Here is a 25,753-nt window from a genome sequence, read left to right as displayed (position 1 = left end):
GTGTCCGACAGCACCAGCTCCGAGCAGGTCACCAGCAGTCAGCCGCTCACCGAGTCCACCGCGCCCACCGACCGGGACGGCACCGGCGGCGGGGTCGGGTCGGCCCTCGCCACCGCCGGCCGGGCCCTCACCGAGGCCGTGCGCTACGGCATCGTCATCGCCCAACTCGTCGAGACCGGCGTGAAGCTGGCGCTCGTGTCCGACGTCGTCACCAGCGCCTACAAGTACGTCGAGAAGTGCGCCGCATCGGTCGACCGCCTCGCCGACCAGGCCGCCGCGCTCGCCGTCGACCGCGACACCGTCGCCGAGCACCACGACGCCGCCACCGTCATGCGCTCGGTGCTGGAAGAGGCCGAGGCCATGGCCGCCGACCTCGCCGACCTGAGCGTCTCGTTCAAGGCCGCCGCCGCCGAGCACGAGGCCGACTACGGATCGGTCGCCGAGGCCGCCAACGCCATGCCCGTCGAAATGGCCGACCGCACCTTCTACAGCAACCGCTGACCCTCAACGGGGCGGCGGCGACGCCCCGTTGGACGGTTCCGCCGCCGCTTCGTCCACCCAGCCACGGAACGCGAAGGAGAGCGTTGATGATGTCCCTCGGCCCGATCCGCGGTCGTGTCGCCACCGCCCGCAGCCACCTCGGCCGCGCCGCCACCCTCACCGGCACCGCAGGCCTCGCCGCCGGCGCGTTCACCACCGACTTCCTCCCGGCCACGGTCGGCGGCGCCGGAGCCGCGATCGTCTACGGCCTGATCTGGTCCGCCACCCTGCCCAAGGACCACGTCCGGGACACCGCCACCGCCCTCTACCTCACCCCGGCCGTCACGATGGCCGGGCTGCTCGTCGTCGAGCGCCTGGGGCCGGGCAGGCACTGGTGGGAGCTGGCGGCACTGGCGGCCGACGCCGTCTGGGCCGCCGCCGTGTGGCTCATCCGCCCCGCCCGCATGGCCCGCGTCATGGCGGGCCGTGAGCCCTCCCTCAGCCCCGAGGCCGTCGAGCATGCCCGGCAGGAGGCGCCGACCGGCCTGGACCAGGCCACCGACCGGCACCCGCTCGCCGTCTGGTGGTCCGAGCACGCCGCCGTCGACGGGGGTGTCGCCCCCGGCACCGTCCTGGAGCACATCGAGCGGACCGGCCCGCAGTCCATGCGGGCCGTCATCCGCTCCGCCCACCACGGCACCCCGGTCCCCACGATCTCCACCACCCGCCTGTCCGCCCTGATCGACTGGGACGAGGAGGAGATCACCGTCACGAAGATGCCCGGCCGGGGCGCCGGCGTCCGCCGCCTCACCGTCGGCCACGCCCCCCAGGACACCGCCGACATGTACGCGCACTGGACCCAGCACATCGCCCCCAAGGGCATGCCCGGCACCACGATCACCGGACTGCGGATCGTCGACACCGACACCGGACGGCAGATCGACGCGTGAGCCGCATCTACGAACTGACCCTCGAAGCGCCGCCGGGCGACATCATCACCTACGACCCGGTCCGCCTCGCCGACGCCATGCGCATCGATGACCCCTCCCGCCTCGCCATCGAGGCCATGGGAAGCCGGGCCCTGGTCACCATCTACCCGACCGACCCGCTCGCCGACGTCCGCCTGCCCGGCCCCGAGTGCCTGGAGATGGACGAACGCGGCCGGATCTGGATCGGCCTCTACCACAACGGCCGCAAGGTCTGGATCCAGCTCTACGACCCCAAGAGCGGCAGCGCTCAGCGCCTGCTGCTGTTCGGCACCACCGGCGCCGGGAAGTCGACGCTCGGCCAGATCATCCTGGCCGCGATGAAGCGCTCCGGGATCGCCACTCTCTACGGCGACCTGAAGGAGGGCCAGTCCGCCCCCGAAGCCCGGGGCAACGTCGACTGGGCGGTGTACTCGCAAGAGGGCGTCATGGCCCAACTGCACACCGCCTGGTGCGTCATGCGCGAGCGCGCCGCCCGGTACGCCGCGGCCGGCCGCTCCAAGTTCCTGCGCGACCGCCCCGACCCGCTGCTCTACGTCGTCATCGACGAAGCCAACAGGTTGTTGGAGAAGGGTGCCCCCTACCGGGACCTGGCGACGTTCTACATCAAGGACATCGGCCGCACCGGCCGCTCGCTGGGCGTCGGCATCGCCCTGCTCGCGCAGGCCGGCCACCTCGACGAACTCGGCGGCTCCGACACGATGCGCGCCATGCTCAAGGAAGGCGAAGTCCTGCTCCTGCGCTGGACCTCCAGCATGATGCAGCAGCTCGTCGCCGACGGCCTGATGCCCGCCGGACAGAAGCTCGCCCCGATCCCGAAGAAGGCCGGAGCCACCCGCCTCATCAGCCAGTTCGAGACCGAGGCCGCCGACGACCGCCCCGGCACCCAGGGCACCGGCTACCACCTCTCCGGCCCCTACCCCGGCGCCAAGATGCGCGCCTTCAACGTTGGCAGCCCGGTCCCCACCGAGGGCCTGGACCCCGAGATGCTCGCCCTGTACGGCGACGACCCGCACGCCGTCCTGGAGAAGTCGTCCTGGCCCGCCGCCGGCCGGGCCTACGCCGAGAAGCTCGACGGTGCCGACGCCTACAACGCCGCCTTCCCCACACCCGACACCGACGCGGACGGCGGGGGCAGCGGCCGATCCCGCAGCAGCATCCCGGCCGCACCGGGCCGCCCGCAGACCACCGCACGGCTCACCATCGCCGACCGCGTCCAAGCCGTCCTGGAGGCCGCCGACGGCGACATGGACGCCCACGCCCTGCTGGAAGCCGTCAACGCCGACGGCGGACGCCCCGTGAAGCTCGGCAGCATCCGCAACGCCCTCAGCAACCTGCGCTGACGGCCGACCGCACACCTCACTGCACCGCCCACCCCTCGCCCATGGAGTGCGCCCGTGATCTTCTCCGTCTCGCTCACCGCCATCAGCGGCATCGCCCTCTTCGTCCTCATGCGCCATCACTACCTGCGCCTGGGATCCGCCGTGGTCGCCGCCCTCTTCGGCTACGCGCTGGCCTCCACCGGCCTCCACACCGCCATCGACCACCTCATCGCCACCATCGCCGCCGCCCTCGGATCCCTCCACTGACCGGACGGAGAAGCCCCATGACCACGCCCTTTCAACCCGCGCCCGCCCCCGTCGCCTACGGCCCCGACGGCACCCCCTACTACGCCGCCCCCGCCCCACTCACCAACCCGCCCGCCCTCTACCAGCCGTTCGCCCCGGCCCCGATGCCCGCACAGCCGCTCACCCCGACCGTCGTCTACTTGCCCGCCCCGCCCGCCCAGCAGCAGGCCACCGAGCAAGCCCCGGCGCGCGACCCGTGGCCCGCCCGCCTGCTCGCCGGCGGCATCGGCATCGGCGGCGCAGGCCTCGGCCTCGGCTTCCTCCTCCATGCCCTCGCCGCCGCCACCACCGGCCTCGCCCTGCTCGTCGCCGCCCTCGGCACCCTCTACCTGCTCAAGAACAGCTCCGGCGCGGGCGGCCGGGGCGGGCAGGGCGCCGTGAACGTGCACGTCAACGTCACCAACCGCAACCGCTGAACGGACACCGTGACCCACCCCCTCACCGACCGCGACAGGGCCGCAGCCACGCACTACGACCTCGCCCAGGTCTACGTCGACTACGGCTACCTGCCGCCCACCGACCACGCCCACCTGCTCGCCCTCCTCGCCATCGCCGACGCCCTGCACGCCCTCGCCCCGCAGCGCGAGCCCGCCACCCCGGACGCCTGAAAGGCCGCCCATGAACGACGACTTCGACCAGCATGACTACGTCGACTACCCGACCCGCGACGAGGAGAAGGCCGCCGAGATCGCCCTCGACCTCGCCGACGAGCAGCGCCGGTTCGAGGAGGAGAAGGCCAACCCCCGCCCCGGTCACACCGAGATGTGCGAGGGCTGCCACGGCAGCGGCGGCGGCTACGAGGACGAGGCGTGGGACTACGAGGCCGGTGAAGTCGTCTTCATCGACTACGAGCACTGCCCCGAGTGCGGCGGCTGCGGCTACTACGACTGCGACGGCACCTGCGACTTCGCCCAGGACTCCGACGAGTCCTGACCGGACTGCGCCGACCGCCGTGCCGCCCGGACCACCGCCGCAGCCAGCGACGGGGCCCGGACGGTGCGGGGGACGGGCAGACCCGCTCCCGACACCCCAGCGCCCTTGGAGGCACCCGTGTCCGTGGGAGAGACCCCGATCACCGTCGTCGGCAACCTCACCGACGACCCCGAGCTCCGCTTCACCCCGCAGGGCGTGGCCATGGCGCGCTTCACCGTCGCCTCTACCCCGCGCACCTACGACAAGACCAGCGGGCAGTGGAAGGACGGCACCGCGCTGTTCCTGCGCGCCACCGCCTGGCGCGAGATGGCCGAGCACACCGCCGAGTCCCTGACCAAGGGCATGCGCGTGGTCGTCACCGGCCGCCTGGTCCAGCACAACTGGCAGACGGAGCAGGGCGAGAACCGCTCCATGCTCGGCCTCGACGTCGACGAGGTCGGCCCCAGCCTGCGCTTCGCCACCGCCAAGGTCACCAAGACCCAGCGCGGCGGCGCCCCGGCCACTCGCCCGACCGACCAGTGGTCCACCGCCGCTCCGGCCGCGCCCGGCGGCGAGTGGAGCGGCGCCGCGGCCGGCGGCTCCACCGAGCCGCCGTTCTAACCAGGCCGCGCACCCCCGAGCAGCAGCGCAAAGGGCCCCGCAGCAGACGGCCATCCGGGCAAGGTCGTCCGGCTGCTGCGGGGCCCGTCCAGTCCCCTCTCAGAGACCAGAGGACTCCAGCATGCCCCACGTCACCAGCGACACGCTGACCTACATCGACTTCTTCTGCGGCGCCGGCGGCTCCAGCACCGGCGCCGCCGCCGTCCCCGGCGTGGTCCCCGTCCTGGCCGCGAACCACTGGGACAAGGCCATCGCCTCCCACGCCGCGAACTTCCCTGCCGCCGACCACTTCCTCGGCGACCTCCACGACACCGACGTCGCCCGCTTCCCTGCCGCCGACCTGTTCTGGGCCTCCCCCGAGTGCCCCCAGTGGTCCAACGCCCGCGGCAAGCGCCGCGACTTCGACAAGCAGCCCGACCTGTTCGGCGACACCCTCACCGACGCCGCCGCCGACCGCTCCCGCGCCCTGATGTGGGACGTCCCCCGCTACCTGGAGGCCATGGCCGCGCGCGGCAAGCCCGTCCTGGCCGGGGTCGTCGAGAACGTCGTCGACGTCCGCGCCTGGGACCTGTGGACCGCGTGGGTCGACAGCATCCGCGCCCTGGGCTACCGCACCCGCCTGATCGCCCTGAACTCCATGCACGCCCGGCCGAACGTGGTCGCCGCCGCCCCGCAGTCCCGCGACCGCCTCTACCTCGCCTACTGGCGAAGTGGCCTGCGACGCGACCCCGACTGGGACAAGTGGCTTCGGCCCACGGCCTGGTGCCCCACCTGCGAGCGCACCGTCCGCGCGGTGCAGGCGTTCAAGAAGCCCGGCACCGACATGGGCCGCTACCGCCAGCAGTACGTCTACCGCTGCCCGAACGTCACCTGCCGCAACAGCGTCCTGGAACCCCCGGCCCTCCCGGCCGCCACCGCCATCGACTGGACCATGCCCGGCACCCCGATCGGCGAGCGCACCAAGGCCCTGTCCCCCAAGACCCTGGAGCGCATCCGCGCCGGCCTCGCCCGCTACGCGCTGCCGCTGCTCGCCCCGGCCGGCGGAACCTGGCGCCAGGACGCCAGCCCCGTCACCGACCCCGCCCCGGCCCGCACCACCCGCGAGAACGACGCCCTCGCCGTCCCACCGCTGCTCGTGCCCGCCGAGGGCCGCGACGGCAAGACCGCCGCCACCGCGAACGAGCCCCTGCGCACCCAGACCGCCCGCAACGAGACCGGCGTGGCCTGGCTGCCGTTCATCACCGAACTGCGCGGCGGCTCCTCCGACGCCCGACCCGTCCTGGACGCGCTCGCCACCGTCACCGCCTCCGGCAACCACCACGGCCTCGCCACCCCGCCCGTCCCGCACGGCGAGCAGGAACCTGACTGGTCGTCGCTGTTGCTGCCCTACTACGGCAACACCACCGCACGGCCCGTGGCCGAGCCCGTGGGCGCGCTCACCACCCGGGACCGCTACGCGCTCGTGCGCGGCCACCAGGTGCCGGTGGAGGAGGTGCTGTTCCGCATGCTGGAGCCCGGCGAGATCGGCAGGGCGATGGCCTTCCCCCGCCAGTACACCGTGCTCGGCAACAAGCGGGAGAAGGTCCGTCAGTACGGCAACGCCGTCACCCCGCCCGTCGCCGAGATCCTCGTTTCCGCCCTCGTCGAGGCCGTCACCGGCCACGACCTGCCCGAACCCGGCAACGTCCGGTGACCGGCCGCACCCCGCCCCTCGGCGACCAACAAGGCCTGTGGCAGGCCGTCCTCGCCGCCGCCGCCGGCCGCTGCCAGTGCCGAGGCACCTGCGGCAAGAGCCACGACAAGGACGGCGGACGCTGCCCCGCCGTCCACGGCGGCTACGGCTCCCGCCACGGCACCGGCCCCGTCCGCCTGCTCGCCGCCCCCGCCGACCCGGATGGTCTCCTCCTTCCCGCGCACCTGGCCGCCGCCCTGCCCAAGGGCGCGCTCGCGGCGTGGTGCCCGGCCTGCCACGACGCCACCCGCCGCGCCGCCGCCAAGGCCCGCCGGGCCGCCGCCCCGCCCGCCGGGTCGGACTCCCTGTTCGACCTCTGACCCGTCGGGAGGTTCCCGTGTCCATCAAGCCTGTGACCTGCTACGTCGCCGTTTGCGACGTCTGCGGCACCGCCTACGGCTCCGACAGCGACAACGAGTGCGTGGTCCACTCCACCACCCGTGAGGCCTCCGCCGACCTCGTCCACGCCGACCCCGAGTGGCTGGTCACCACCGACGGGCGCGTGATCTGCCTCGTCGGCGACCCGGCCCACCAGGCCGCCCTTGACGCGCTGATGCCGCCCGCCCCGCCGGCCGTGTGCGACGGACAGTTCCCCCTCGCCCTCGACCTCGGCCAGGCCGACTGACACCCCTCCACCCGGGGCCGACCCGCGTCGGCCCTGGGCCCTACCCGCCGAAGGGATTCGCCGTGACCGGCAACCCCCTGCTCACTGCCGCACTCGACGCCGTCGAACGCGGCTGGCACGTCTTCCCCCTGCTGCCCCGCAGCAAGCGCCCCGCCCTGCACTCCTCCACCAACTGCCCCCGCACCGGCGCCTGCACCACCGGCCACCAGGGCTGGGAGCAACGCGCCACCCTCGACCCCGACACCGTGCGCCGGACCTGGTCGCACGGGCCGTACGGGATCGGCCTCGCGACCGGCCCGTCCGGGCTGGTCGTCATCGACCTCGACACCCCCAAGCCCGGCGCCACCGTGCCCCCGGAGTGGGAGGACCAGCGGGTGACGGACGGGTACGACGTGCTGGCCGTGCTGTGCGAGCGCAATCGCCGGCCGTTCCCGTCCGACACCTACACCGTCGCCACCCCCAACGGTGGCCACCACCTCTACTTCACCGCCCCCGCTGGGATCGCCCTGCGCAACACCGCCGGTGGCGCCGGGTCCGGGCTGGGCTGGCTGATCGACACCCGGGCCGGTGGCGGCTACGTCGTCGCCGCGGGCAGCAACGTCGCCGACCGCCGGTACGACGTCGTCCTGGACACCGACCCGGCGCCGCTGCCCGACTGGATCGCCCGTCTCCTCACCCCGTCGCCCAGGCCCGCCGCCCCGATCTTCCGGCCCGCTCGCCGCACCACCGGCACCCGGCCCGCCTACGTCGACGCCGCCCTGCGCAACGAGACGGCGAACGTCGCCAACGCCACCGAGGGCGCCCGCAACTGGACCCTCACCCGCGCCGCCCGCGCGCTGGGCCGCTTCGTCGCCAGCGGCAAGCTCAGCCGCGCCGAGGTCGAGAACGCTCTTAAGGGGGCAGCGGAGCAGGCCGGCCTGACGGTGCGTGAGGCCGACGCGACCATCACCAACGCCCTCGACTGGTCCATCGCCCACAACCCGGCCGGAGACGCCGCATGACGCACCCCAGCTCCCCCCTTAAGAGCCCCAAGACCCCGGACAGGCCGGGCCCCGAGGACGGCGCCGCCCTGCTCGACGAGGTCGAGGCGTTCCACCGGCGGTTCAACGTCTTCCCGTCCGAGGCCGCGTACACCGCCGTCGTGCTGTGGGACGCGCACACCCACCTGCTCGACTGCTTCGAGTCCACCCCACGCATCGCCTTCCTGAGCCCCGAGCCCGGATCCGGAAAGACCCGGGCCCTGGAGATCATGGAGACGATCGCCCCGCGTCCGGTGCTCACCACGGACGTCAGCCCGGCCGCGCTGTTCCGCACCGTCTCCGACGCCGACGCCCGCCCCACCGTGCTGTACGACGAGATCGACACCGTCTTCGGCCCCAAGGCCGCCGGGAACGAGGACCTGCGCGGGCTCATCAACTCCGGCCACCGCCGCTCCGGCGTCGTCCTGCGCTGCGTCGGTGAAGGCGGCAGCCAGACCGTGCAACCCTTCCCCGTCTACGCCGCGCTCGCCATGGGCGGTCTCGGCGACCTGCCCGACACCATCATGAGCCGCTCCGTCGTTATCCGGATGCGCCGCCGCGCCCCCAACGAGACGGTCGAGCCCTACCGCGAGCGCATCCACAAGGCCGAGGGCCACGTGCTGCGCGATCGCCTCGCCGATTGGGCCAGCGCCGTCCGCGACCAGCTCCACGACGTGTGGCCGGAGTTGCCCGAGGGCATCAGCGACCGCCCGGCCGACGTGTGGGAGCCCCTGCTCGCCGTCGCCGACGCCGCCGGCGGCCACTGGCCCGAGCGCGCCCGCACCGCCTGCGTCCAGCTCGTCACCGCCTCCAAGGCCAACGACAAGGGCAGCGTCGGCATCCGACTCCTCACCGACCTGCGGGACATCTTCGACGGCGCCGAGCGGATGCTCAGCGCCGAACTGCTGAGCCGCCTGGCCGAGTTGGACGACGCGCCGTGGGCCGACCTCGACGGCAAGCCCATCACCGCCCGCGCCCTCGCCCGAATGCTCGGCGACTACGTCACCGCCGACAACGACCCCATCAAGCCCCGCAACATCAAGACCGGGAAGGCGAGCAGCGCCAAGGGCTACTACGCCTCGGACCTCGCCGACGCGTGGCTGCGGTACTGCCCGCCCCGCCCGCCTCGTTCCCAGGAAGCCGCTACCGCCGCTACTGCCGCTACCGCGCAGGTCAGAGCCCTGTTTCCGGTAGCGGATACGCCCGAGGTAGCGGATACCGAACCGCTACCCGCCACCACGGCCGCCACCGCGCCGTAGGCCACCCGCCGCTCCCGCACACCCCGGCGGGAGCGGCACCAATCCGCTACCGCTACCCAATCCGCTACCAAAAACATGCCTCTGACCAGGGAGGTAGCGGCAGTAGCGGCAGTAGCGGATCCCAGAGAAGGAAGGGGCGAAGCCCCGCCACCGATGATCTGGAGGGTTCCATGCTCAAGGACCGGGCTGCACTGCCGGCGCTTTTCCACCCGGCAGACATCGCCAAGGCCATCGGCATGTCCGAGTGGTGGGTGAAGGAGCAGGCCCGTCGCGGGCGCATCCCCTTCACCAAGCCTGGACGCGCCTACCGCTTCACGGCCGACCAGTTCGCCGAGATCGTCCGCATGTACGAGGTGCGGCCGGCTGCCGCGGCCGCGCCGCAGACCAAGGTCGTCGCCGTCGCGGTCCTGAAGAAGCCGGACCGCGACCCGCAGCTGAGCCGGCCGACCACCCGACTCCGTGCGCGGATGCCGCGTCGGGCGGTGCTCCACCAGCAGGACGCTGCCTGATCACACCCCACCCGCCCCGCCCGGCGTCGTCGCTGGGCGGGGCCCTGTTACAGAGGGACCACATTGGGATACGGCGAGAACCGCGGCGAGTACTGGCGCGCCCGGTACAAGATCGGGCCCGGCAAGTACGGGACCGTGAAGGACGCCAACGGGAAGACGGTCCGCTTCAAGACCAGGCGCGCGGCGGAGAAGGCCGCCGCAGTGGCCGAAGAGGAGGTGGCCAAGCAGGCCGTTCAGCCGTCCGTCGCCCCGGAGTCTGAGCGGATGACGTTCGGCGAGTATGCGAGCGGCTGGTACGAGGATCAGGATCTCGCCGCCTCCACCATGCAGAACTACCGCCGCCATATCGAAGAGCACCTGCTCCCGGAGTTCGAGGACGCCCTGATCGGCGAGATCAGCAAGAGCGACGTCGATGCCTGGGAGCGCAGGGAACGGGAGCGCGGCTACGCGGCCAGCAGCATCAAGACGTGGCGCGGCACCCTGCACCTGATCCTCGCGGACGCCGTCGACGAAGGGTTGCGGGACTCCAATCCGGCGACCCGCCGTCGCGGCCGGGGCAAGCGAGCCGGCCGCTCACGCAACCGAGGCCCCGAGAAGGTGGTGACGAACGCGCTCGGCGTCCTGCTGATCGCCGAGCGGGCGGCGTTGCTCTCGGGCCGCGACGACGAGTTCGTCGCGGTCGTGACCAAGGGCTACACCGGCATGCGATGGGGCGAAATCGTCGGCCTGGAGCCGGAGTTTGTCCGCCCCGCCGCCGTCCGGGTGGAGTGGCAGTTGTATGAGCTGGACTCCGGGGAGTTCCACCGCTGCCCGCCCAAGGACGACTCCTACCGCACGATCGACACCCCTGACTTCCTCTCCGACCTGCTCGCCGGGCAGATGGCGCGGACGAAGCAGGCGCCGTGCGAGTGCCACGGCTTGCGGTATCTGTTCAGCGGGCACGGCGCCGCCAACGGGGCGGCACAACGGCCCGGCGCGAAGCTGGTCGACGTCGCGCGGGCCGCCGGCGTCTCCACCGGAACCGTGTCGAACGTGCTGAACCGCCCGGCGGCGGTGGCCGAGGGCACGCGGGTGAGGGTGGAGAAGGCCATGGCCGATCTCGGCTACTTCCGGTGGCAGGCATCCGGGGAGAACGCGGCGCACTGGCGGAGGAGCGCGTTCGCCACCTGGCTGTTCCACCCGGCAGCCACCGGCTGGTATCCGAAGAAGGCGCCAGAGGAGGCCCGGCCGGTGCCGCTGCTGGCCGATCCATGGCCGGGCATCCCGGCCCGCGGTCGGGGAGCCACTGCCCGCGCTCAGGCGTGCTGGCTGCCGATCGCGCGCGGCCTCACCCCGCACGGGCTGCGGCACTTCCAAAAGACGATGATGGACGAGCTGCGGACGCCGGAGAAGCTCAAGGACGAGCGGATGGGGCACGAGGACGGCTCCGTCCAGGCCCGCTACTCCCACATCACACCGGAGATGCGACGAGACCTCATGGAGGGGCTGACCCGGATGTGGCTCGCGTCACTCGCGGCCCGTCGGCAGATGGCGCCCGGCTCGCCTGTGCCGGTTCTCGATGCCCTGCTGAAGGAACCTCAGCAGTAGGCCCGGGGAGAAGGTTTCCCGGCGATTTTCTCCCAGAATTCTCCCGAGAGCCCTGGGAGAACCAGTCAGGGCCGGTCTCCCTTGCGGGAGACCGGCCCTGAGCTGGTCTTACTGGGTCGGGGTGGCGGGATTTGAACCCACGGCCTCTTCGTCCCGAACGAAGCGCGCTACCAAGCTGCGCCACACCCCGGTCTTTCTGTTTGTCGCTCCGTCTCCTTCGCGACGAGTAGAACTCTACCGGACGCTCGCCTAGACACGAAATCCGGTTCCGGGCGGGCGTCCGGCGGGGGTCAGCGGGGGGCCGGGGTGAGGGTGAGGAGGGTGGCCTCGGGAGGGCAGGCGAAGCGGACGGGGGTGTAGCGGTTGGTGCCGCAGCCGGCCGAGACGTGGAGGTACGAGCGGTGGCCGCCGGCGGTGTGGGTGGAGAGGCCCTTGACCCGCCGGGTGTCGATGTCGCAGTTGGTGACCAGGGCGCCGTAGAAGGGGATGCAGAGCTGGCCGCCGTGGGTGTGCCCGGCCAGGATCAGCGGGTAGCGGTCGGCGGTGAAGGCGTCGAGGACGCGCAGGTAGGGCGCGTGGACGACGGCGAGGGAGAGGTCGGCGTCGGCGGAGGGGCCGCCGGCGACCTCGCTGTAGCGGTCGCGGCGGATGTGCGGGTCGTCGAGGCCGGTGAACTCCAGGTCGAGGCCGTTCACGGTGAGCCGGCCGCGGGTGTTGGTGAGGTCGAGCCAGCCGGCTCCGTCGAAGCCGTCGCGGAGCTTCTCCCACGGGTTGTGGACGGCGCCGGTGATGCCGCGGCGGGCGGTGCCGTCGGGGTTGTTCAGGCCGTGGGCGCCGCTGCGCATGGCCTGGAGGTAGCGGGCCGGGTTCTTGCGGGCCGGTCCGTAGTAGTCGTTGGAGCCGAAGACGTAGACGCCCGGGAACTCCATCAGCGGCCCGAGCGCGTCGAGGGTGGCCGGGACGCCGAGCGGGTCGGAGAGGTTGTCGCCGGTGTTGACCACCAGGTCGGGGCGCAGGCCGGCCAGGCTCTTCAGCCAGCGCTGCTTCTTGCCCTGCCCGCTCACCATGTGGATGTCGGACACCTGGAGGATCCGGATCGGCCGGGCGCCGCGCGGGAGGACGGGGACCTCGATCCGGCGGAGGCGGAAGGCCCGGACCTCGTACCCGACGGAGTAGGCGAGACAGGCGGCGCCGGTGACGGCGATGCCGAGGGGAACGGAGTGCAGCGGTCGCATCAGGCCATGCTCTCAGACGGTCGATCAGCCGGCGCACGCCCGGCGTCGACGGTGAGAGTGAGGGCCACCGGCCCACCGGCCGTGCCCGGAACGGCATTCCGGGCACGGCCGGCACTCCGGGTACGGCCGGTACGGCGATGCGGGCCGGTCCTCAGGCCGGGATGGCGTTGACGTACTCGCGCATCATCCGGGGGACCCGGTACGCGTACTGGTGCCCGCGCTTGACCTGGACGACGGAGAAGTCGACCAGCTCGGCCAGGACATCGAGGTTGTGGGCGGGCTCCCGGCCGCCGTCGACCGGCTCCCGGCGGACGTCGTCGATGGAGAACTCCTCGGGGAACCGGGAGAGCCGTCTGAGCGCCCGGCGCTGCCGTTCGTCGAGCAGCCCGTACGCCCAGGCGAGGCTGCGGTGCAGCGAGCGGTGGTGGGAGAGCCCGCCGACCTCCTCCTGGCCGAGGATCGGCAGCACCCGGCACTCCTCCACCAGGACGTGCAGGGGCACCGAGCGCATCCGGACGGCCGCGTTCTCGATCGCGAGCGCCAGGCCGCCGAGGCGCCGGCAGAGCTCGACCACCTGGGGCATCTGGTCGCGCAGGTCGAGGGTGGGGACGACCGAGTGCACCCGGCGGCAGAACAGTTCGGCGGCGGGCGGGCAGCCGTAGGGGCCGTCCGGATGGTCGACCGGCAGCGGTGAGACCTCCCACAGGTCGGCGGGGACCCCGGCGGGCGCCCGCAGCGAGGTGATCATGATGTGGAGTGCCGGGTGGCGCGCCAGCAGTGCCCTGACCTGCCGGGCCACCGTTTCGATGACGTGCTCGGCGTTGTCGATGACCAGCAGCAGCTGTGGCTCGGGGGTGGTCCGCGGGTCGCGGTCGAAGCTCCGGAAGAGCGTGTCGAGCGCGCGCTGGGCCTGCGCCGCGGCGGCGGTCGGGTCGACGCCCTCGGGGGTCACCGAGCCGAGCTCCAGGACCACGACGCCGTCCCGGAAGCGGTCCAGCAGGTGGGCGGCCGAGTCCAGCGCCAGCCGGGTCTTGCCGACTCCGGCGGGGCCGGTGAGCACCAGTGGCCGGCCCGGCCGCAGGGCGGTCACGACGTGCAGCAGGTCGGCCCGGCGGCCGACGGTGATGTCCGTCTTGGGCCGCAGACCCCGCCAGCGCGCGTTGTCCGGGAGTTCGGCGACGTGGGTCGGCCATCCGGCCTCCGGCCGGGCGGACAGCAGCTCGGCCGGAGCGCCCGCCTGGACGGCCCGGGAGAGCAGGGTGTCGTTCCGGTCGGTCGCCGCGGAGAACAGCGCGCCCACCAGGAGTTCCACGGAACTGCGCCGCGGATTCTTGATGGCGCCGGTTTCCAGGTTACGGATGGTGCGGACACTGACGGTGGAGTGTTCGGCTAATTGCTCCTGGCTCCATCCGATCATCTTCCGTTGGGTTACCAGCATCGAGCGAAGCTGATTGTTGTCCATTCCCCCGCGCTTCCTGCCGTCGTGAGCAGAATAAAAGTCAGAACTCGATGCGCCGTTTTGGCGGCGCCAATCACTCCGAAAAACGATCACTGCCGGCGGGCGGTCGGACAGCCGGGCGGAGCGCAGGTGTGAACGCTCGTGTCGGCATGGGCCGCAAGGCGCCCGGACGCAAGGTGTCAGGGTCGCACGGTGCTCGGGCGACAGTGTGTCAGTGCTGTAAAATAATGAATCGGGGACGTGGTGGCGGTTTGTCGCAGCTGTTAGTGGCGGCCTTCGGCGGTGATTCGGCGTTGATTCGACGGTGAGTTGACCGCCGCCATCGGGCTACTCGAGCGACGCGCGAACGAGTGTACTACGCAGACTATTTTCGGCGAAGTGGTCGCAACGTTCGATTTGCCCCCTTGATACCGGCAACTTCGCGCCGGTCACGGCAATTTTCGGCGTTGCGGCCGAAATTGTACGAGCATTATCGGCCACCTTGGCCGAATCCATTCGTCCGCTCCCGGTCCAGGACGTCGACTGTTCACGGATTCGACCGCCGCGCGTTCCCGACCCGGACCGCCGCCCCGCTTCCGAGCGGGACCGCCCGCGACCCGTGCGCTGTCGGGCGACGCCCGGCCGGGACCGTCGGGGATACTCGTTCAACTGCGGAAATCCCGGTGGATGCCCAGCGGAAACCTGGTTGAGCCCACCCACGGCCGAAGGATAAGAAGAGGAAATGACAACGCTCAAGGAGCAGCTGCAAGCGGACCTCACGGCTGCCATCAGGGACCGGGACGAGCTTCGCGCGTCCACCATTCGGCTCACTCTGACCGCCGTCACCAGCGAGGAGGTGGCGGGCGAGCAGAAGCGCGAGCTGTCCGACGACGACGTGCTGAAGGTGATCGCCCGCGAGGCGAAGAAGCGCCGGGAGGCGGCCGAGGCCTTCGACACCGCCGGCCGGACGGAGCAGGCGGCCCGCGAGCGGTCCGAGCGCGAGGTGCTGGCGGTCTACCTGCCCAAGCAGCTCTCCGACGAGGAGCTGGCCGCGATCGTCGCGGCCGCCGTGGCCACCGTGGCCGAGGGCGGCACGAGCGGCCCGCAGGCGATGGGTGCCGTCATGAAGCTGGTGAAGCCCAAGGTCGACGGCCTGGCGGAGGGCGGCCGGGTCGCCGCCGCGGTGAAGGCCGCCCTGGCCTGAACCGGCGCGCCCGGCCACTTCCGCGCGGGGCCCGGCCGCGCCCGCCGTCCCGGCCGCTCCGGGGCACGCCGCCGCCGCGAGCACGCCCGGAAGCGCGTCGCCCCGGGAACACACCCGGAAGCGCGTGGGAACACACCGAAGGGGCGCCCTCCGCACTGGAGGGCGCCCCTTCGGTGTGTTCCTCGGTCGGTGCGCCGGGAGGCCGGTCACCCGGCCACCGGGTCAGCCGTTCCCGTTGCCGCCGCCGTGCCGGCCGCCGTTCCCGTTTCCGGGCAGGGGCGGGAGGGTGAACCCGCCGGGGAAGCCGCCCGGCAGCCCGCCGGCCTGGCCCGGGTTGCCGCCCTGCTGCGGCGGCGGGGGGTTGCCGCCGGGCTGCGGGGCGTTCGGGTCGGCGGCGGGCGGGGCGGGCGGGGCAGGCGGGGTGCCGCCGGCCGCGGGGGTGCCCGGCGCGGGAGCGGCCGGCTGCGGGTCAGGGATGTTGGCGGTCTGGATCGGCTCCAGCGGGGTGCCCTTGAGCGCCTGGTTCATCGCCATCGCCCAGATCGGGCCGGGGCCGTCGGCGCCGAACACCTCGGTGAAGGGCTTGCCGCCGATGGTGATGTTCTTCATCTTGACGCCGCCGGCCGGGCCGCCGAGCCAGACCGCGGTGGCCAGCGACGGGGTGTAGCCGCTGAACCAGGCGGCCTTCTTCTCGTCGGTGGTACCGGTCTTGCCGGCGATCTTGCGGCCGTCGTCCATGGTCAGGGCGGCCGCGGTGCCCTTCTCGGTCACGTTCAGCAGGACGGCGTTGAGCGAGTCCGCGGTCTGCTCGGAGAAGGCCTGGCTGCACTGGGACTGCGGGACCGGGATGTCCTTGCCGTCCACCGTGGTGATCTTGTTGATCGCGATCGGGGTGCAGTACTTGCCGCGGGCGGCGAAGGTCGCGTAGACGTTCGCCATGGTCAGCGGCGAGAGCTCCAGGGTGCCGAGCACCATCGAGGGCACCTCCTGGAAGGCGTCGCCCTTGGCGGACTGGGTGATGCCCAGCTTGTTGGCCATCTGCTTCATCGCGCAGAGGCCGACCTGCTGCTCCATCTGCACGAAGTAGGTGTTGACCGAGCGGGCCATCGCCTCCTTCAGCTGGTACGGCCCGACCTCGCTGTCCTGCTCGTTCTTCACCGTCTCCTTGGGCTTGACGGTGTTCTTCCAGGTGCCCGAGCAGGTGGACATCTGCGGGTACTCGATCTTGTTCTCGGACGGGAACGCCTGGGTGTTCGACATGCCCGACTCCAGCGCGGCCGCGGCCAGGATCGGCTTGAAGGTCGAACCGGTCTGGAACCCGTTGCCGCCGCCCATCGCGGCGTCCACGTTGAGGTTGACGACGGTCTGGTTCTTGTTGGAGTCCAGGCCGTACGGGCGGGTCTGGGCCATCGCGAGGATCTTGCCGGTGCCCGGCTCCATCATGGTCGCGGCGGCCGACACCGTGTCGGTCACGTAGACCTTCTTGGTGACGGCGTTCTGGGCGGCGGCCTGCTTGTCCGGGTCCAGCGTGGTGTAGATGTTCAGACCGCCGGTGTTCCACACCTTCTTGCGCTCGTCGGCGCTCTTGCCGAACGCCGGGTCCTGCTTGACCACGTGGCGGACGTAGTCGCAGAAGAAGCCCATCCCGGCCTGGGCGGTGATGCAGCCGTTCTGCGGGTCCTTGTACTTCAGACCCAGCGGGGCGGCCTTCGCCTCCTTCGCCTGGTCGGCGGTGATGTGCTTGTTCTCCAGCATCTTGTCGATCACGACGTTGCGGCGCTTGACCGTGTTCTCGGGGTAGCGCACCGGGTCGTAGGACGACGGGTTCTGCACCATGCCGGCCAGGGTGGCGGCCTCGGCGATGGTCAGGTCCTTGTTGCTCTTGCTGAAGTAGCGCTGGGAGGCGGCCTCCACCCCGTAGGCCTGGTGGCCGTAGAAGGTGATGTTGAGGTAGTTGGTGAGGATCTGGTCCTTGGACAGGTCCTCCTCCAGCTTGATGGCGACCTTGAGCTCCTGGATCTTGCGGCCCAGGGTCTTGCGCTGGGCCTCCAGGACGGCCGCCTGGTCGTCGCCGGCCTTCTCCACGTTGACGTTCTTCACGTACTGCTGGGTCAGCGTCGAAGCGCCCTGCGCGGTGGTGCCGCTCTCCGCGTTCTTGCTGATCGCGCGGAGCACGCCCTTGAGGTCGACGGCGCCGTGCTCGTAGAAGCGGGCGTCCTCGATGTCGACCTGGGCGTGCCGCATGAACGGCGACATCTGGTCGGCGGTGATGACGGTGCGGTCGCGCTCGTAGACCTTGGCGATCAGGCCGCCCTTGGCGTCGAAGATCTGGGTCGCCTGGGTCAGCGGCGGCGTCTTGAAGTCGTCGGGGATGTTGGAGAAGCTCTCCGCCGTGTCCTTGGCGGTCAGCCCGATGGCGCCGACGGCGGGCAGGGCGAGGCCTGCCAGCAGGACTCCGGAGAGCACGCTGACGCCCAGGAACTTCACGCCGTTGCCGACGTGCTCCATCGGGGATCCGTCGGCCTTGCCGCGCGGAGCTCCGGTGTTGCCTGGGGGCTGGGATGCCTGAGGGCGCTTCGGTGCCATGAGGAGAACCCTACGTTGCGGATTCCCGCACACCGGGGCAGGTGTTCGCCTAGGCTTGTCACAAGCTTGCGACAGCTTCGGTGCGTCAACATCATTCACTCTTGTGGGCGAGGAGAGTTGCCCGGATTGCCCGCTGATGGCCGGGTTCTGAGGCGACTGTGGCCTGTTGTGCCCGTGTGGTCGGTCGCGCTCCGTGACGACTCCTGTGGCGAGCGTGGGGGTTCCGCTCTTGGCAAGGTGTGCGACCTGCGATCACTCCAACGAGTGAGCTGATCGCCACCCATAGTCCGATCGGGTCATTCGAGATTGAGCCCGAAGGGGCTGTTGCAAGCTCTCGTTCTTCCGTAACGTCCTCAACTGGCAACGGTGAATATGCCGTTGCCGCCGTGGGGGAGCCTCGAATACGGGAGAGGACGGCGCCAGCATGGGCTGGGTTGACGACTGGAGTGCGCAGGCCGCCTGTCGCACGAGTGATCCGGACGAACTGTTCGTCCAGGGGGCGGCACAGAACCGCGCGAAGGCGGTGTGCAGCGGTTGCCCCGTCCGGACGGAGTGCCTCGCGGACGCCCTGGACAACCGGGTGGAGTTCGGGGTGTGGGGCGGGATGACGGAGCGGGAGCGCCGGGCGCTGCTGCGCCGCCGCCCGACCGTCATCTCGTGGCGGAAGCTGCTGGAGACGGCGCGCACCGAGTACGAGGAGTCCCTCGCGACCGGGGTGATACTGACGGACTACGCCCAGGCGGGCTGAGCCCGGCCGCACCGCGCGGTCCGGGCCGGTCGGCCCTCGGGTGCGGACCACCGCGCACCGTCGGTCACACCCGTGCCGTCAGCCGGGCCGTGCCCACGGCGAGACCGTGCCCACGGCGAGACCGCGCTTTCGGCGAGACCGTGCCTCCGGTGAGAGGTCACACCGAACCGCCGGCTACTCGGCGCCGTTGAGCCGCTCCCCGATGGCCCTCAGGCCGTCCAGGTCGTGCACGTCCCCCGGCAGCGCCGGCACCTCCACGATCGGCACGTCCGGGTACACCGAGACGAAGCGGTCGCGGGTACGGCGTTCGCGCCCCATGATCTGCATCCGCTCGGCGTGCAGCCGCAGCAGCCCGGCCGCGAGCAGCTCGGCCTCCGGCGAGGCGTGCTCCGAACCGTTCTCCTCCAGTGCCTCGGCGGCCGCCAGCGCCCGTTCCGCGGTGAGCTGCGGTGCCCCGCTGTCGTGCACCCGGTTGAGCACCAGCCCGGCCAGCGGCATCCGGTCCGCGGCCAGCCGGTCCACGAAGTACGCCGCCTCGCGCAGCGCGTCCCGCTCCGGTGCGGCCACCACCAGGAACGCCGTGCCCGGCGCCTTGAGCAGCTGGTACGTGCGGTCCGCGCGCTCCCGGAAGCCGCCGAACATCGAGTCCATCGCGCTGACGAAGGTCTGCACGTCGGTGAGCAGCTGGGCGCCGAAGATCTTGCCGAGGGTGCCGGTGAGCAGGCCCATCCCGGCGTTCAGGAAGCGCATCGCGCTGCGCCCGCCGACCTTGGCCGGGGCGGTCAGGATCCGGATCACCCGGCCGTCCAGGAAGGACCCGAGCCGGTTGGGCGCGTCCAGGAAGTCCAGCGCCGAGCGGGACGGCGGGGTGTCCACGACGATCAGGTCCCACTCCTCGGCGGCGCGCAGCTGCCCGAGCTTCTCCATCGCCATGTACTCCTGCGTGCCCGCGAAGCCGGCCGACAGGGACTGGTAGAAGGGGTTCTCCATGATCGCCCGGGCCCGTTCGGGCTCGGCGTGGGCCAGCACGACCTCGTCGAAGGTCCGCTTCATGTCCAGCATCATGGCCTGGAGTTCGCCCTCACCGCTGACGCCCTTGACCACCCTGGGGGTGTTGTCGAGCTCGGTGAGGCCCATCGACTGGGCGAGCCGGCGGGCCGGGTCGATGGTCAGCACCACGACCTTGCGGCCGCGTTCGGCGGCCCGCAGGCCGAGCGCCGCCGCGGTGGTGGTCTTGCCGACGCCGCCGGAGCCGCAGCAGACGATGATCCTGGTCTTCGGGTTGTCGATCAGCTCGTCCACCGCGAGCCGCCGCCCGGTGCTCCGCACCCCGCTGTTCGAGGTCATGCCGCCCCCTGCCGCTTCAGTTCGCCCGCCAGCCGGTACAGCCCGCCGAGGTCCACGCCCTCGCCCAGCAGCGGAAGTTCGTACGTGGGGAGCCGCAGCTGCTGGATGTCGGCGCGCTGCGCGCGCTCCAGCTCGACCCGCTCGGCGTGCTCCCTGGCCTGGTCCAGCAGCGGGTCGAGCAGCGGCTCCACCGCCGCCCTGACCTTCTCCGCGGTGCGCGTGCGGCCGCCGAGCCCGGCCTCCCCGAGTGCCAGGGCGACCTCCTCGCGGTGGTCCCCGTCCACCGCGGCCACCGCCGCCGCGTCCAGCACCGGGGGCCGGACCATGTTGACCATCACCCCGCCCACCGGGAGCTTCGCCTCGCGCAGCTCCGCGATGCCGTCGACCGTCTCCTGCACCGGCATCTCCTCCAGCAGGGTGACCAGGTGCACCGCGGTCTCCGGCGACTTCAGCACCCGCATCACGGCCTGCGCCTGGGTGTGTATCGGCCCGATCCTGGCCAGCCCGGCGACCTCGGAGTTGACGTTCAGGAACCGGGTCAGCCGCCCGGTCGGCGGGGCGTCCATCACCACCGCGTCGTAGCGCCGCCGGCCGTCCTGGTCCTTGCGCCTGGTCGCCTCGCAGGCCTTGCCGGTGAGCAGGACGTCCCGCACGCCGGGCGCGATGGTGGTGGCGAAGTCGACGAAGCCGACCTTCTGGAGCGCCTTCCCGGCCCGGCCGAGCTTGTAGAACATCTCCAGGTACTCCAGCAGCGCCAGCTCGGTGTCGATCGCCAGCGCGAAGACCTCGCCGGGCCCGCCCTCCCCGGCCGGTAGCCCCAGCTGGGGGCGGGAGACCGAGGCGATCCGGCGCTCCTCGTACGGGAGTGCGGCGATCCCGAACAGCTCGGCGATGCCCTGCCGGCCCTCGACCTCGATCAGCAGCACGCGTCCGCCGTCCGCGGCGAGCGCCAGGGCCAGCGCTGCGGCCAGCGTGGTCTTCCCGGTGCCGCCCTTGCCGCTGACCACGTGCAGCCGGACGCCCTCCCAGTCGGGGTCGCGCCGGGCCGCCTGGCCGGGGGTGCGTGCCACGCTCCGTCTCCGTCCGTCTCCGTCCTACGGGCGTCCCCTCCTGACGAGGGTGCCCCTCACCAGGGTGCCCTCCCGCGAGGGTAACCAGGGAGCGCACCGGATGCCCGGAGCACCTGGGCCGTCAGGCCCGATCATGCCCTCTTTGTGCCCCACCTCACACGCTCGGGGGCGGGTGGCGCGGTTCGCCGCGACGGCTCGTCTAGAGTCTGGCCATGACCAAGTGGGAATACATGACGGCGCCCCTGCTGGTGCACGCGACCAAGCAGATCCTGGACAACTTCGGCGAGGACGGCTGGGAGCTCGTCCAGGTCGTGCCCGGCCCGAACCCGGAGCAGCTGGTGGCCTACTTCAAGCGGGAGAAGAACGCATGAGCAAGGTCGAGGAGAAGCTCGCCGAGCTGGGCCTGGCCCTGCCTCCGGTGGCCGCCCCGGTCGCCGCCTACGTGCCGGCCGTGGAGTCCGGCGACCTCGTGTTCACCTCCGGCCAGCTCCCGGTCGTCGGCGGCAAGCTGCCGACCACGGGCAAGGTCGGCGCCGAGGTCTCCCCGGAGGAGGCCAAGGAGCTCGCGCAGATCTGCGCGCTGAACGCCCTGGCCGCCGTGAAGTCGGTGATCGGTGACCTCGACCGGATCGAGCGGGTCGTCAAGGTCGTCGGCTTCGTCGCCGCCGCCCCCGACTTCATCGCCGTCCCGGCCGTCGTCAACGGTGCCAGCGAGCTGCTCGGCCAGGTGCTGGGCGACGCCGGCGTGCACGCCCGCAGCGCCGTCGGCGTCGCGGTGCTGCCGCTGGACGCCCCGGTCGAGGTCGAGCTCGTGGTGCGCGTCAAGGCCGCCTGAGCCTGATCGCGGAGGCGGGGCCGGACACGTTCCGGCCCCGCCTCCGTGTGGCCGGAGGGTGTCCGATCGACCGGTGAGCCTGGCGGGAATCGTCGGACACGCCCTAGCATCCGGGCATGGACCATCGAGCGACGACGCTCCCGATGCCGCCCGGCTGGCCCGCCCGGATCCGGGCGGTCGAATCCGGCGCGGTGACCCCGCCGGTGCCCAAGGCCGCCGCGACGGTCGTGCTGCTGCGCGACGCCGCCGACGGGCCCGAGGCCTACCTGCTGCGCAGGCGCACCTCGATGGCCTTCGCGGCCGGGATGTACGCCTACCCGGGCGGCGGGGTGGACCCGCGGGACGCCGAGGTCGAGCCGGGCTGGGCCGGGCCGGCGCCCGAGGAGTGGGCCAGGCGGCTCGGGGTGGACGCCCGGACGGCGCGGGCGGTGGTCTGCGCTGCGGTGCGCGAGACCTTCGAGGAGGCCGGCGTGCTGCTGGCCGGCCCGGACTCCGACAGCGTCGCCGCGCCGCGCGACTGGTCCGCCGAGCGGGCCGCGCTGGAGGCCCACGAGCTGTCCTTCGCCGAGTTCCTCCGCGACCACGGCCTGGTGCTGCGCAGCGACCTGCTGGGCGGCTGGGCTCGCTGGATCACCCCGGAGTTCGAGGAACGGCGTTACGACACCTGGTTCTTCGTCGCCGCGCTGCCGGCCGGCCAGCGCGCGGCCCTGGAGGTCGGCGAGGCCGACCGGGTCGCCTGGCTGACTCCGGCCGAAGCGGTGCGGGGCCACCGGGAGGGCCGGTTCGGCATGATGCCGCCGACCGTGACGGTGCTGCGCGAGCTGTCCTCGGCGCGGACCGCGGCCGAGGCGCTGGCCGCGGCGGCCGGCCGTCCGCTGGCGCCGGTCCTGGGCCGGGCCGAGGTCCGCGGCGACCGGCTGACGGTCCGCTGGCCCGGTTACGAGGAGTTGACCATCGACGGGGAGTTCCCGGAGGACTCCTGACCGTTCCACCCGTCGGGACCATCCGTACGACCCGCGGGACCTGTGGGGGCCGCGGGGCGCACGACCCCGCGAGGCCCGTACGACCGACGCGAGGCCCGTAGGACCGCGCGAGCCCGTGCTCGCGCACGACGACGCGACCGACCCGTACCCGACGCAGAGAAAGGACCGACGCCCGATGACCCACAACGACGTGGCTCGCCGGACGGCGCCAGAGATGCCCGCCCGCCGCCTGACTCCCCGTACCCCCGCCTGTGACAGCCAGGTCCCGTTCGTCGAGGTGGCGCAGCGCGCCCTCGCCCGGGCGCTGCCGCTGCGGGCCCTGCAGCGAGACGGCGGAGGCGGCCGGTGAGCGGACTCCTGCCGGGCGACCCCGCCGCCGTCGTCGGCGGCGAGGCCTCCCCTCGGGCGCTGTGCGTGCTGGCACCGAACCCGTCGCCGATGACGTTGGACGGCACCAACACCTGGCTGCTCTCCGAGCCCGGTTCGGACCTCGCGGTGGTGGTCGACCCGGGCCCGCTGCACGAGGGCCACCTGCGCCGGGTGATCGACCTCGCGGAGGAGCGGGGCAAGCGGGTCGCGCTGACCCTGCTCACCCACGGCCACCACGACCACTCCGAGGGCGCGGCCCGCTTCGCCGAGCTGACCGGCACCGAGGTGCGGGCCCTGGACCCGGCGCACCGGCTGGGCTCGGAGGGCCTGGTGGGCGGCCAGCGTCTGGACGTCGGCGGCCTGGACCTGCGGGTGGTGGCCACCCCGGGGCACACCTCGGACTCGCTGACCTTCCACCTGCCGGACGACGGCGCGGTGCTCACCGGAGACACCGTGCTCGGCCGCGGCACCACGATGGTCGCGCACCCCGACGGCCGGCTCGGCGACTACCTGGACTCGCTGCGCCGGCTGCACACCATGGCCTCGCACCACGGCGTGCGGACCGTGCTGCCGGGCCACGGCCCGGTGCTCGCGGACGCGCTCGGCGCCGTCGACTACTACCTGGCCCACCGGGCGGCCCGGCTCGCCCAGGTGGAGACGGCGGTCGAGACGGGCTGCCGGACCGCGCCCGAGGTGGTGGCCAGGGTCTACGCGGACGTGGACCGGGCGCTCTGGCCGGCCGCCGAGCTGTCGGTGCGGGCCCAGCTGGACTACCTGGAGGAGCACGGGCTGATCCCCGAGCTCGACTGACCCGCGAACGCCGAAGGGCCCGTCCGATCCGGACGGGCCCTTCGGCGTTCGCGGTCGTCAGCGCGAGCGGCGCGACAGCCGCTCGACGTCCAGCAGGACCACCGCGCGGGCCTCCAGCTTCAGCCAGCCGCGGCCGGCGAAGTCGGCGAGCGCCTTGTTGACCGTCTCGCGGGAGGCGCCGACCAGCTGGGCCAGCTCCTCCTGGGTGAGGTCGTGGGCGACGTGGATGCCCTCCTCGGACTGCACGCCGAACCGGCGGGAGAGGTCCAGCAGGGCCTTGGCGACGCGGCCGGGCACGTCGGAGAAGACCAGGTCGGACATCACGTCGTTGGTACGGCGCAGTCGGCGGGCGATGGCCCGCAGCAGCGCGATGGAGACCTCGGGGCGGGCGTGCAGCCAGGGCTGGAGGTCGCCGTGGCCGAGGCCCAGCAGCTTGACCTCGGTCAGCGCGCTGGCGGTCGCGGTGCGCGGGCCCGGGTCGAACAGCGACAGTTCGCCGATCATCTCGCTGGGGCCGAGCACGGCCAGCATGTTCTCGCGGCCGTCCGGCGAGGCGCGGTGCAGCTTGACCTTGCCCTCCGCCACGACGTACAGCCGGTCGCCCGGGTCGCCCTCGTGGAACAGCGACTCCCCACGGGCGAGGGTGACCTCGGTCATGGAAGCGCGCAGCTCGCCGGCCTGTTCGTCGTCGAGTGCCGCGAAGAGTGCGGCGCGCCGCAGAACGTCGTCCACGTGCTTCCTCCTTCTCGGCCGAGCGGCGGGTGGGCCGTCCGGCGCAAGTTCCGTTCAGTGTTCTGCGTCACCAAGCATGGCGCATGTCGCTCCGATCATATGAGGAGGGGGTGTGCCGAGGTGTGCCGTGCGGGGCCATTCGTACCGGCCGGTTACCGGGCGGGGCCGGTGGCGGGAGCCTGTGATCGAACCTCTGTGCGATTTGATCGAACGGACGGTCGCCCCGCGGCACCGGCCGTGCGTCAGGCGTAGAACGCCACCAGTTCCGGCGCCAGCACCTCGGCCACCACCTCGTGGGTCTGGCCGTCCAGCGTCCGGTGCTCGGCGCCCGGCACGGCCGCCGCCACCGCGCGGGCCGGGGCCCGCAGCATCTCCGGGCTGTCGCCGCCGTCCAGGGACAGGGTCGGTACGGTGACGGTGGCCAGCAGGTCGACCGGGACGGCCGAGTCGGTCCGGTCGCCGAGCGCCGCCGCGTCGTAGGCCAGGGTCGGTGCGACCGCCTCGAACAGCGACCACCCGGGCGCGCCGCGCATCCCCTCCACCGCCTTCGCCGGTGCCCCGGCGTAGGTCATGAGAGCCGCGACGGCGTCCCCGCGGCGCCCCTCGGCGAGCGCCGTCGTCAGCTCGGCGACGTACTCGCGGAAGCGCTCGCTCTGCGCCTCCTCGGTGCTGAACGGCGGCTCGTAGACGGCGAGCCGGGTGATGCCGATGTCCGTGGCGGCGGCCCGCAGGGCGAGCGCGGCGCCGGCGGAGTGGGCGAAGACGCGGGCCGAGCCGCCCGCCGCCGCGATGACGGCGGCCAGGTCCTCGATCTCGCGCTCCACCGCGAAGGACCCGTTGTCCCCGCTGTCGCCGCGGCCGCGCCGGTCGTAGGTCCACACGGTGTGGTGCGCCGCCAGCTGCTCGGCGATCGCGGCGCTCGGCCCCACGCCGCGGTGGCACAGCGCGCCGTCGACCAGGACGACGGCCGGGCCGGAGCCGGTCACGGAGCAGGCGAGGACGGTGCCGTCGGTGGAGACCACGGTGCTCATCGGGTGT

The 25,753-nt window shown here is 72.5% G+C and carries 29 protein-coding genes and 1 tRNA gene; 22 read left to right on the top strand and 8 right to left on the bottom strand.

All coding sequences use genetic code 11. The features are described from left to right. The 15 genes from ACIQ87_RS22755 to ACIQ87_RS22685 all read left to right on the top strand — a co-directional run bounded on the left by ACIQ87_RS22755 (position 1) and on the right by ACIQ87_RS22685 (position 11,358). Positions 1-501, top strand: a complete 501-nt coding sequence (locus tag ACIQ87_RS22755; protein WP_402409541.1) for a hypothetical protein — start codon at positions 1-3, stop codon at positions 499-501. An 86-nt stretch (positions 502-587) separates the two neighbouring features. Next, complete coding sequence (locus ACIQ87_RS22750; RefSeq protein WP_402409539.1) at positions 588-1,430, top strand: hypothetical protein; 843 nt, start codon at positions 588-590, stop codon at positions 1,428-1,430. Then, entirely contained in the window at positions 1,427-2,809 is a 1,383-nt protein-coding gene (locus ACIQ87_RS22745; protein WP_402409538.1) for a transfer protein, read from the top strand. Before ACIQ87_RS22750 ends, ACIQ87_RS22745 begins: the two co-directional genes overlap by 4 nt. 54 nt (positions 2,810-2,863) lie before the next feature. Then, entirely contained in the window at positions 2,864-3,055 is a 192-nt protein-coding gene (locus tag ACIQ87_RS22740; protein ID WP_402409536.1) for a hypothetical protein, read from the top strand. A 17-nt stretch (positions 3,056-3,072) separates the two neighbouring features. Beyond that, the gene (locus ACIQ87_RS22735; RefSeq protein WP_402409534.1) at positions 3,073-3,510 is read left to right on the top strand and encodes a hypothetical protein; all 438 of its coding nucleotides are present in this window, start codon (positions 3,073-3,075) and stop codon (positions 3,508-3,510) included. A 9-nt stretch (positions 3,511-3,519) separates the two neighbouring features. Then, positions 3,520-3,702, top strand: coding sequence for a hypothetical protein (locus tag ACIQ87_RS22730; protein ID WP_402409532.1), 183 nt, complete (start codon positions 3,520-3,522; stop codon positions 3,700-3,702). A gap of 10 nt (positions 3,703-3,712) precedes the next feature. Further along, a complete protein-coding gene (locus ACIQ87_RS22725; protein WP_402409531.1) occupies positions 3,713-4,027 on the top strand; it encodes a hypothetical protein in 315 nt (104 codons plus the stop codon). Between the two features lie 117 nt (positions 4,028-4,144). Further along, the gene (locus tag ACIQ87_RS22720; protein ID WP_402409529.1) at positions 4,145-4,627 is read left to right on the top strand and encodes a single-stranded DNA-binding protein; all 483 of its coding nucleotides are present in this window, start codon (positions 4,145-4,147) and stop codon (positions 4,625-4,627) included. Positions 4,628-4,748: 121 nt separating this feature from the next. Next, positions 4,749-6,320 (top strand): DNA cytosine methyltransferase, encoded by a 1,572-nt coding sequence (locus ACIQ87_RS22715; RefSeq protein WP_402409527.1) that lies wholly within the window; start codon positions 4,749-4,751, stop codon positions 6,318-6,320. Beyond that, on the top strand, positions 6,317-6,679 hold the full coding sequence (locus ACIQ87_RS22710) for a hypothetical protein (RefSeq protein ID WP_402409525.1): 363 nt from the start codon (positions 6,317-6,319) through the stop codon (positions 6,677-6,679). The genes ACIQ87_RS22715 and ACIQ87_RS22710 overlap by 4 nt, the downstream gene beginning before the upstream one ends. 17 nt (positions 6,680-6,696) lie before the next feature. Next, the gene (locus ACIQ87_RS22705; protein WP_402409523.1) at positions 6,697-6,984 is read left to right on the top strand and encodes a hypothetical protein; all 288 of its coding nucleotides are present in this window, start codon (positions 6,697-6,699) and stop codon (positions 6,982-6,984) included. Between the two features lie 62 nt (positions 6,985-7,046). Further along, the gene (locus tag ACIQ87_RS22700; protein WP_402409521.1) at positions 7,047-7,985 is read left to right on the top strand and encodes a bifunctional DNA primase/polymerase; all 939 of its coding nucleotides are present in this window, start codon (positions 7,047-7,049) and stop codon (positions 7,983-7,985) included. Next, a complete protein-coding gene (locus ACIQ87_RS22695) occupies positions 7,982-9,262 on the top strand; it encodes a DUF3631 domain-containing protein (RefSeq protein WP_402409519.1) in 1,281 nt (426 codons plus the stop codon). Before ACIQ87_RS22700 ends, ACIQ87_RS22695 begins: the two co-directional genes overlap by 4 nt. 170 nt (positions 9,263-9,432) lie before the next feature. Continuing rightward, on the top strand, positions 9,433-9,771 hold the full coding sequence (locus ACIQ87_RS22690) for a DNA-binding protein (protein WP_402409517.1): 339 nt from the start codon (positions 9,433-9,435) through the stop codon (positions 9,769-9,771). A gap of 63 nt (positions 9,772-9,834) precedes the next feature. After that, complete coding sequence (locus tag ACIQ87_RS22685) at positions 9,835-11,358, top strand: LacI family DNA-binding transcriptional regulator (RefSeq protein ID WP_402409515.1); 1,524 nt, start codon at positions 9,835-9,837, stop codon at positions 11,356-11,358. Positions 11,359-11,474: 116 nt separating this feature from the next. On the opposite strand, the gene ACIQ87_RS22680 is transcribed toward ACIQ87_RS22685, so the two are convergent. The 3 genes from ACIQ87_RS22680 to ACIQ87_RS22670 form a co-directional block, all read right to left on the bottom strand. Next, positions 11,475-11,548, bottom strand: a tRNA-Pro gene (locus ACIQ87_RS22680). A gap of 100 nt (positions 11,549-11,648) precedes the next feature. Continuing rightward, complete coding sequence (locus tag ACIQ87_RS22675; RefSeq protein ID WP_392914264.1) at positions 11,649-12,593, bottom strand: metallophosphoesterase; 945 nt, start codon at positions 12,591-12,593, stop codon at positions 11,649-11,651. Positions 12,594-12,744: 151 nt separating this feature from the next. Beyond that, positions 12,745-14,031 (bottom strand): helix-turn-helix domain-containing protein, encoded by a 1,287-nt coding sequence (locus ACIQ87_RS22670; RefSeq protein WP_402409513.1) that lies wholly within the window; start codon positions 14,029-14,031, stop codon positions 12,745-12,747. A 742-nt stretch (positions 14,032-14,773) separates the two neighbouring features. Between ACIQ87_RS22670 and ACIQ87_RS22665 the strand changes: the two genes are divergently transcribed. Continuing rightward, entirely contained in the window at positions 14,774-15,235 is a 462-nt protein-coding gene (locus tag ACIQ87_RS22665) for a GatB/YqeY domain-containing protein (RefSeq protein ID WP_402409511.1), read from the top strand. 222 nt (positions 15,236-15,457) lie between these two features. Here the strand turns inward: ACIQ87_RS22665 and ACIQ87_RS22660 are convergent, their stop codons facing one another. After that, on the bottom strand, positions 15,458-17,743 hold the full coding sequence (locus tag ACIQ87_RS22660; protein ID WP_402409509.1) for a transglycosylase domain-containing protein: 2,286 nt from the start codon (positions 17,741-17,743) through the stop codon (positions 15,458-15,460). Between the two features lie 502 nt (positions 17,744-18,245). Between ACIQ87_RS22660 and ACIQ87_RS22655 the strand changes: the two genes are divergently transcribed. Then, positions 18,246-18,569, top strand: a complete 324-nt coding sequence (locus tag ACIQ87_RS22655) for a WhiB family transcriptional regulator (protein ID WP_195911063.1) — start codon at positions 18,246-18,248, stop codon at positions 18,567-18,569. Between the two features lie 174 nt (positions 18,570-18,743). Here the strand turns inward: ACIQ87_RS22655 and ACIQ87_RS22650 are convergent, their stop codons facing one another. Together ACIQ87_RS22650 and ACIQ87_RS22645 are read right to left on the bottom strand one after the other, a co-directional pair. Then, complete coding sequence (locus ACIQ87_RS22650) at positions 18,744-19,916, bottom strand: ArsA family ATPase (protein WP_402409508.1); 1,173 nt, start codon at positions 19,914-19,916, stop codon at positions 18,744-18,746. Further along, the gene (locus tag ACIQ87_RS22645) at positions 19,913-20,986 is read right to left on the bottom strand and encodes an ArsA-related P-loop ATPase (RefSeq protein WP_402409507.1); all 1,074 of its coding nucleotides are present in this window, start codon (positions 20,984-20,986) and stop codon (positions 19,913-19,915) included. The genes ACIQ87_RS22650 and ACIQ87_RS22645 overlap by 4 nt, the downstream gene beginning before the upstream one ends. Positions 20,987-21,198: 212 nt before the next feature. On the opposite strand from ACIQ87_RS22645, the gene ACIQ87_RS22640 reads away from it, so the two are divergent. The 5 genes from ACIQ87_RS22640 to ACIQ87_RS22620 all read left to right on the top strand — a co-directional run bounded on the left by ACIQ87_RS22640 (position 21,199) and on the right by ACIQ87_RS22620 (position 23,983). Next, on the top strand, positions 21,199-21,357 hold the full coding sequence (locus ACIQ87_RS22640; protein WP_094743074.1) for a DUF4177 domain-containing protein: 159 nt from the start codon (positions 21,199-21,201) through the stop codon (positions 21,355-21,357). Next, positions 21,354-21,821, top strand: coding sequence for a RidA family protein (locus tag ACIQ87_RS22635; RefSeq protein ID WP_402409505.1), 468 nt, complete (start codon positions 21,354-21,356; stop codon positions 21,819-21,821). The genes ACIQ87_RS22640 and ACIQ87_RS22635 overlap by 4 nt, the downstream gene beginning before the upstream one ends. Before the next feature lie 116 nt (positions 21,822-21,937). Then, positions 21,938-22,804 (top strand): NUDIX hydrolase, encoded by an 867-nt coding sequence (locus ACIQ87_RS22630; protein ID WP_402409503.1) that lies wholly within the window; start codon positions 21,938-21,940, stop codon positions 22,802-22,804. A 175-nt stretch (positions 22,805-22,979) separates the two neighbouring features. Then, a complete protein-coding gene (locus ACIQ87_RS22625) occupies positions 22,980-23,153 on the top strand; it encodes a hypothetical protein (RefSeq protein ID WP_392868249.1) in 174 nt (57 codons plus the stop codon). Next, a complete protein-coding gene (locus tag ACIQ87_RS22620; RefSeq protein WP_402409501.1) occupies positions 23,150-23,983 on the top strand; it encodes an MBL fold metallo-hydrolase in 834 nt (277 codons plus the stop codon). The genes ACIQ87_RS22625 and ACIQ87_RS22620 overlap by 4 nt, the downstream gene beginning before the upstream one ends. Before the next feature lie 57 nt (positions 23,984-24,040). Here the strand turns inward: ACIQ87_RS22620 and ACIQ87_RS22615 are convergent, their stop codons facing one another. Next, positions 24,041-24,715, bottom strand: a complete 675-nt coding sequence (locus tag ACIQ87_RS22615) for a Crp/Fnr family transcriptional regulator (RefSeq protein WP_030288117.1) — start codon at positions 24,713-24,715, stop codon at positions 24,041-24,043. 242 nt (positions 24,716-24,957) lie between these two features. Then, on the bottom strand, positions 24,958-25,746 hold the full coding sequence (locus tag ACIQ87_RS22610; protein ID WP_402409500.1) for an alpha/beta fold hydrolase: 789 nt from the start codon (positions 25,744-25,746) through the stop codon (positions 24,958-24,960). Positions 25,747-25,753 lie beyond the last annotated feature (7 nt).

Source organism: Kitasatospora sp. NPDC096204 (assembly GCF_044763205.1).
Classification (GTDB): Bacteria; Actinomycetota; Actinomycetes; order Streptomycetales; family Streptomycetaceae; genus Kitasatospora.
Note: the sequence above shows the minus strand (reverse complement) of the source record. Positions and strands in the feature narration are given on the sequence as shown.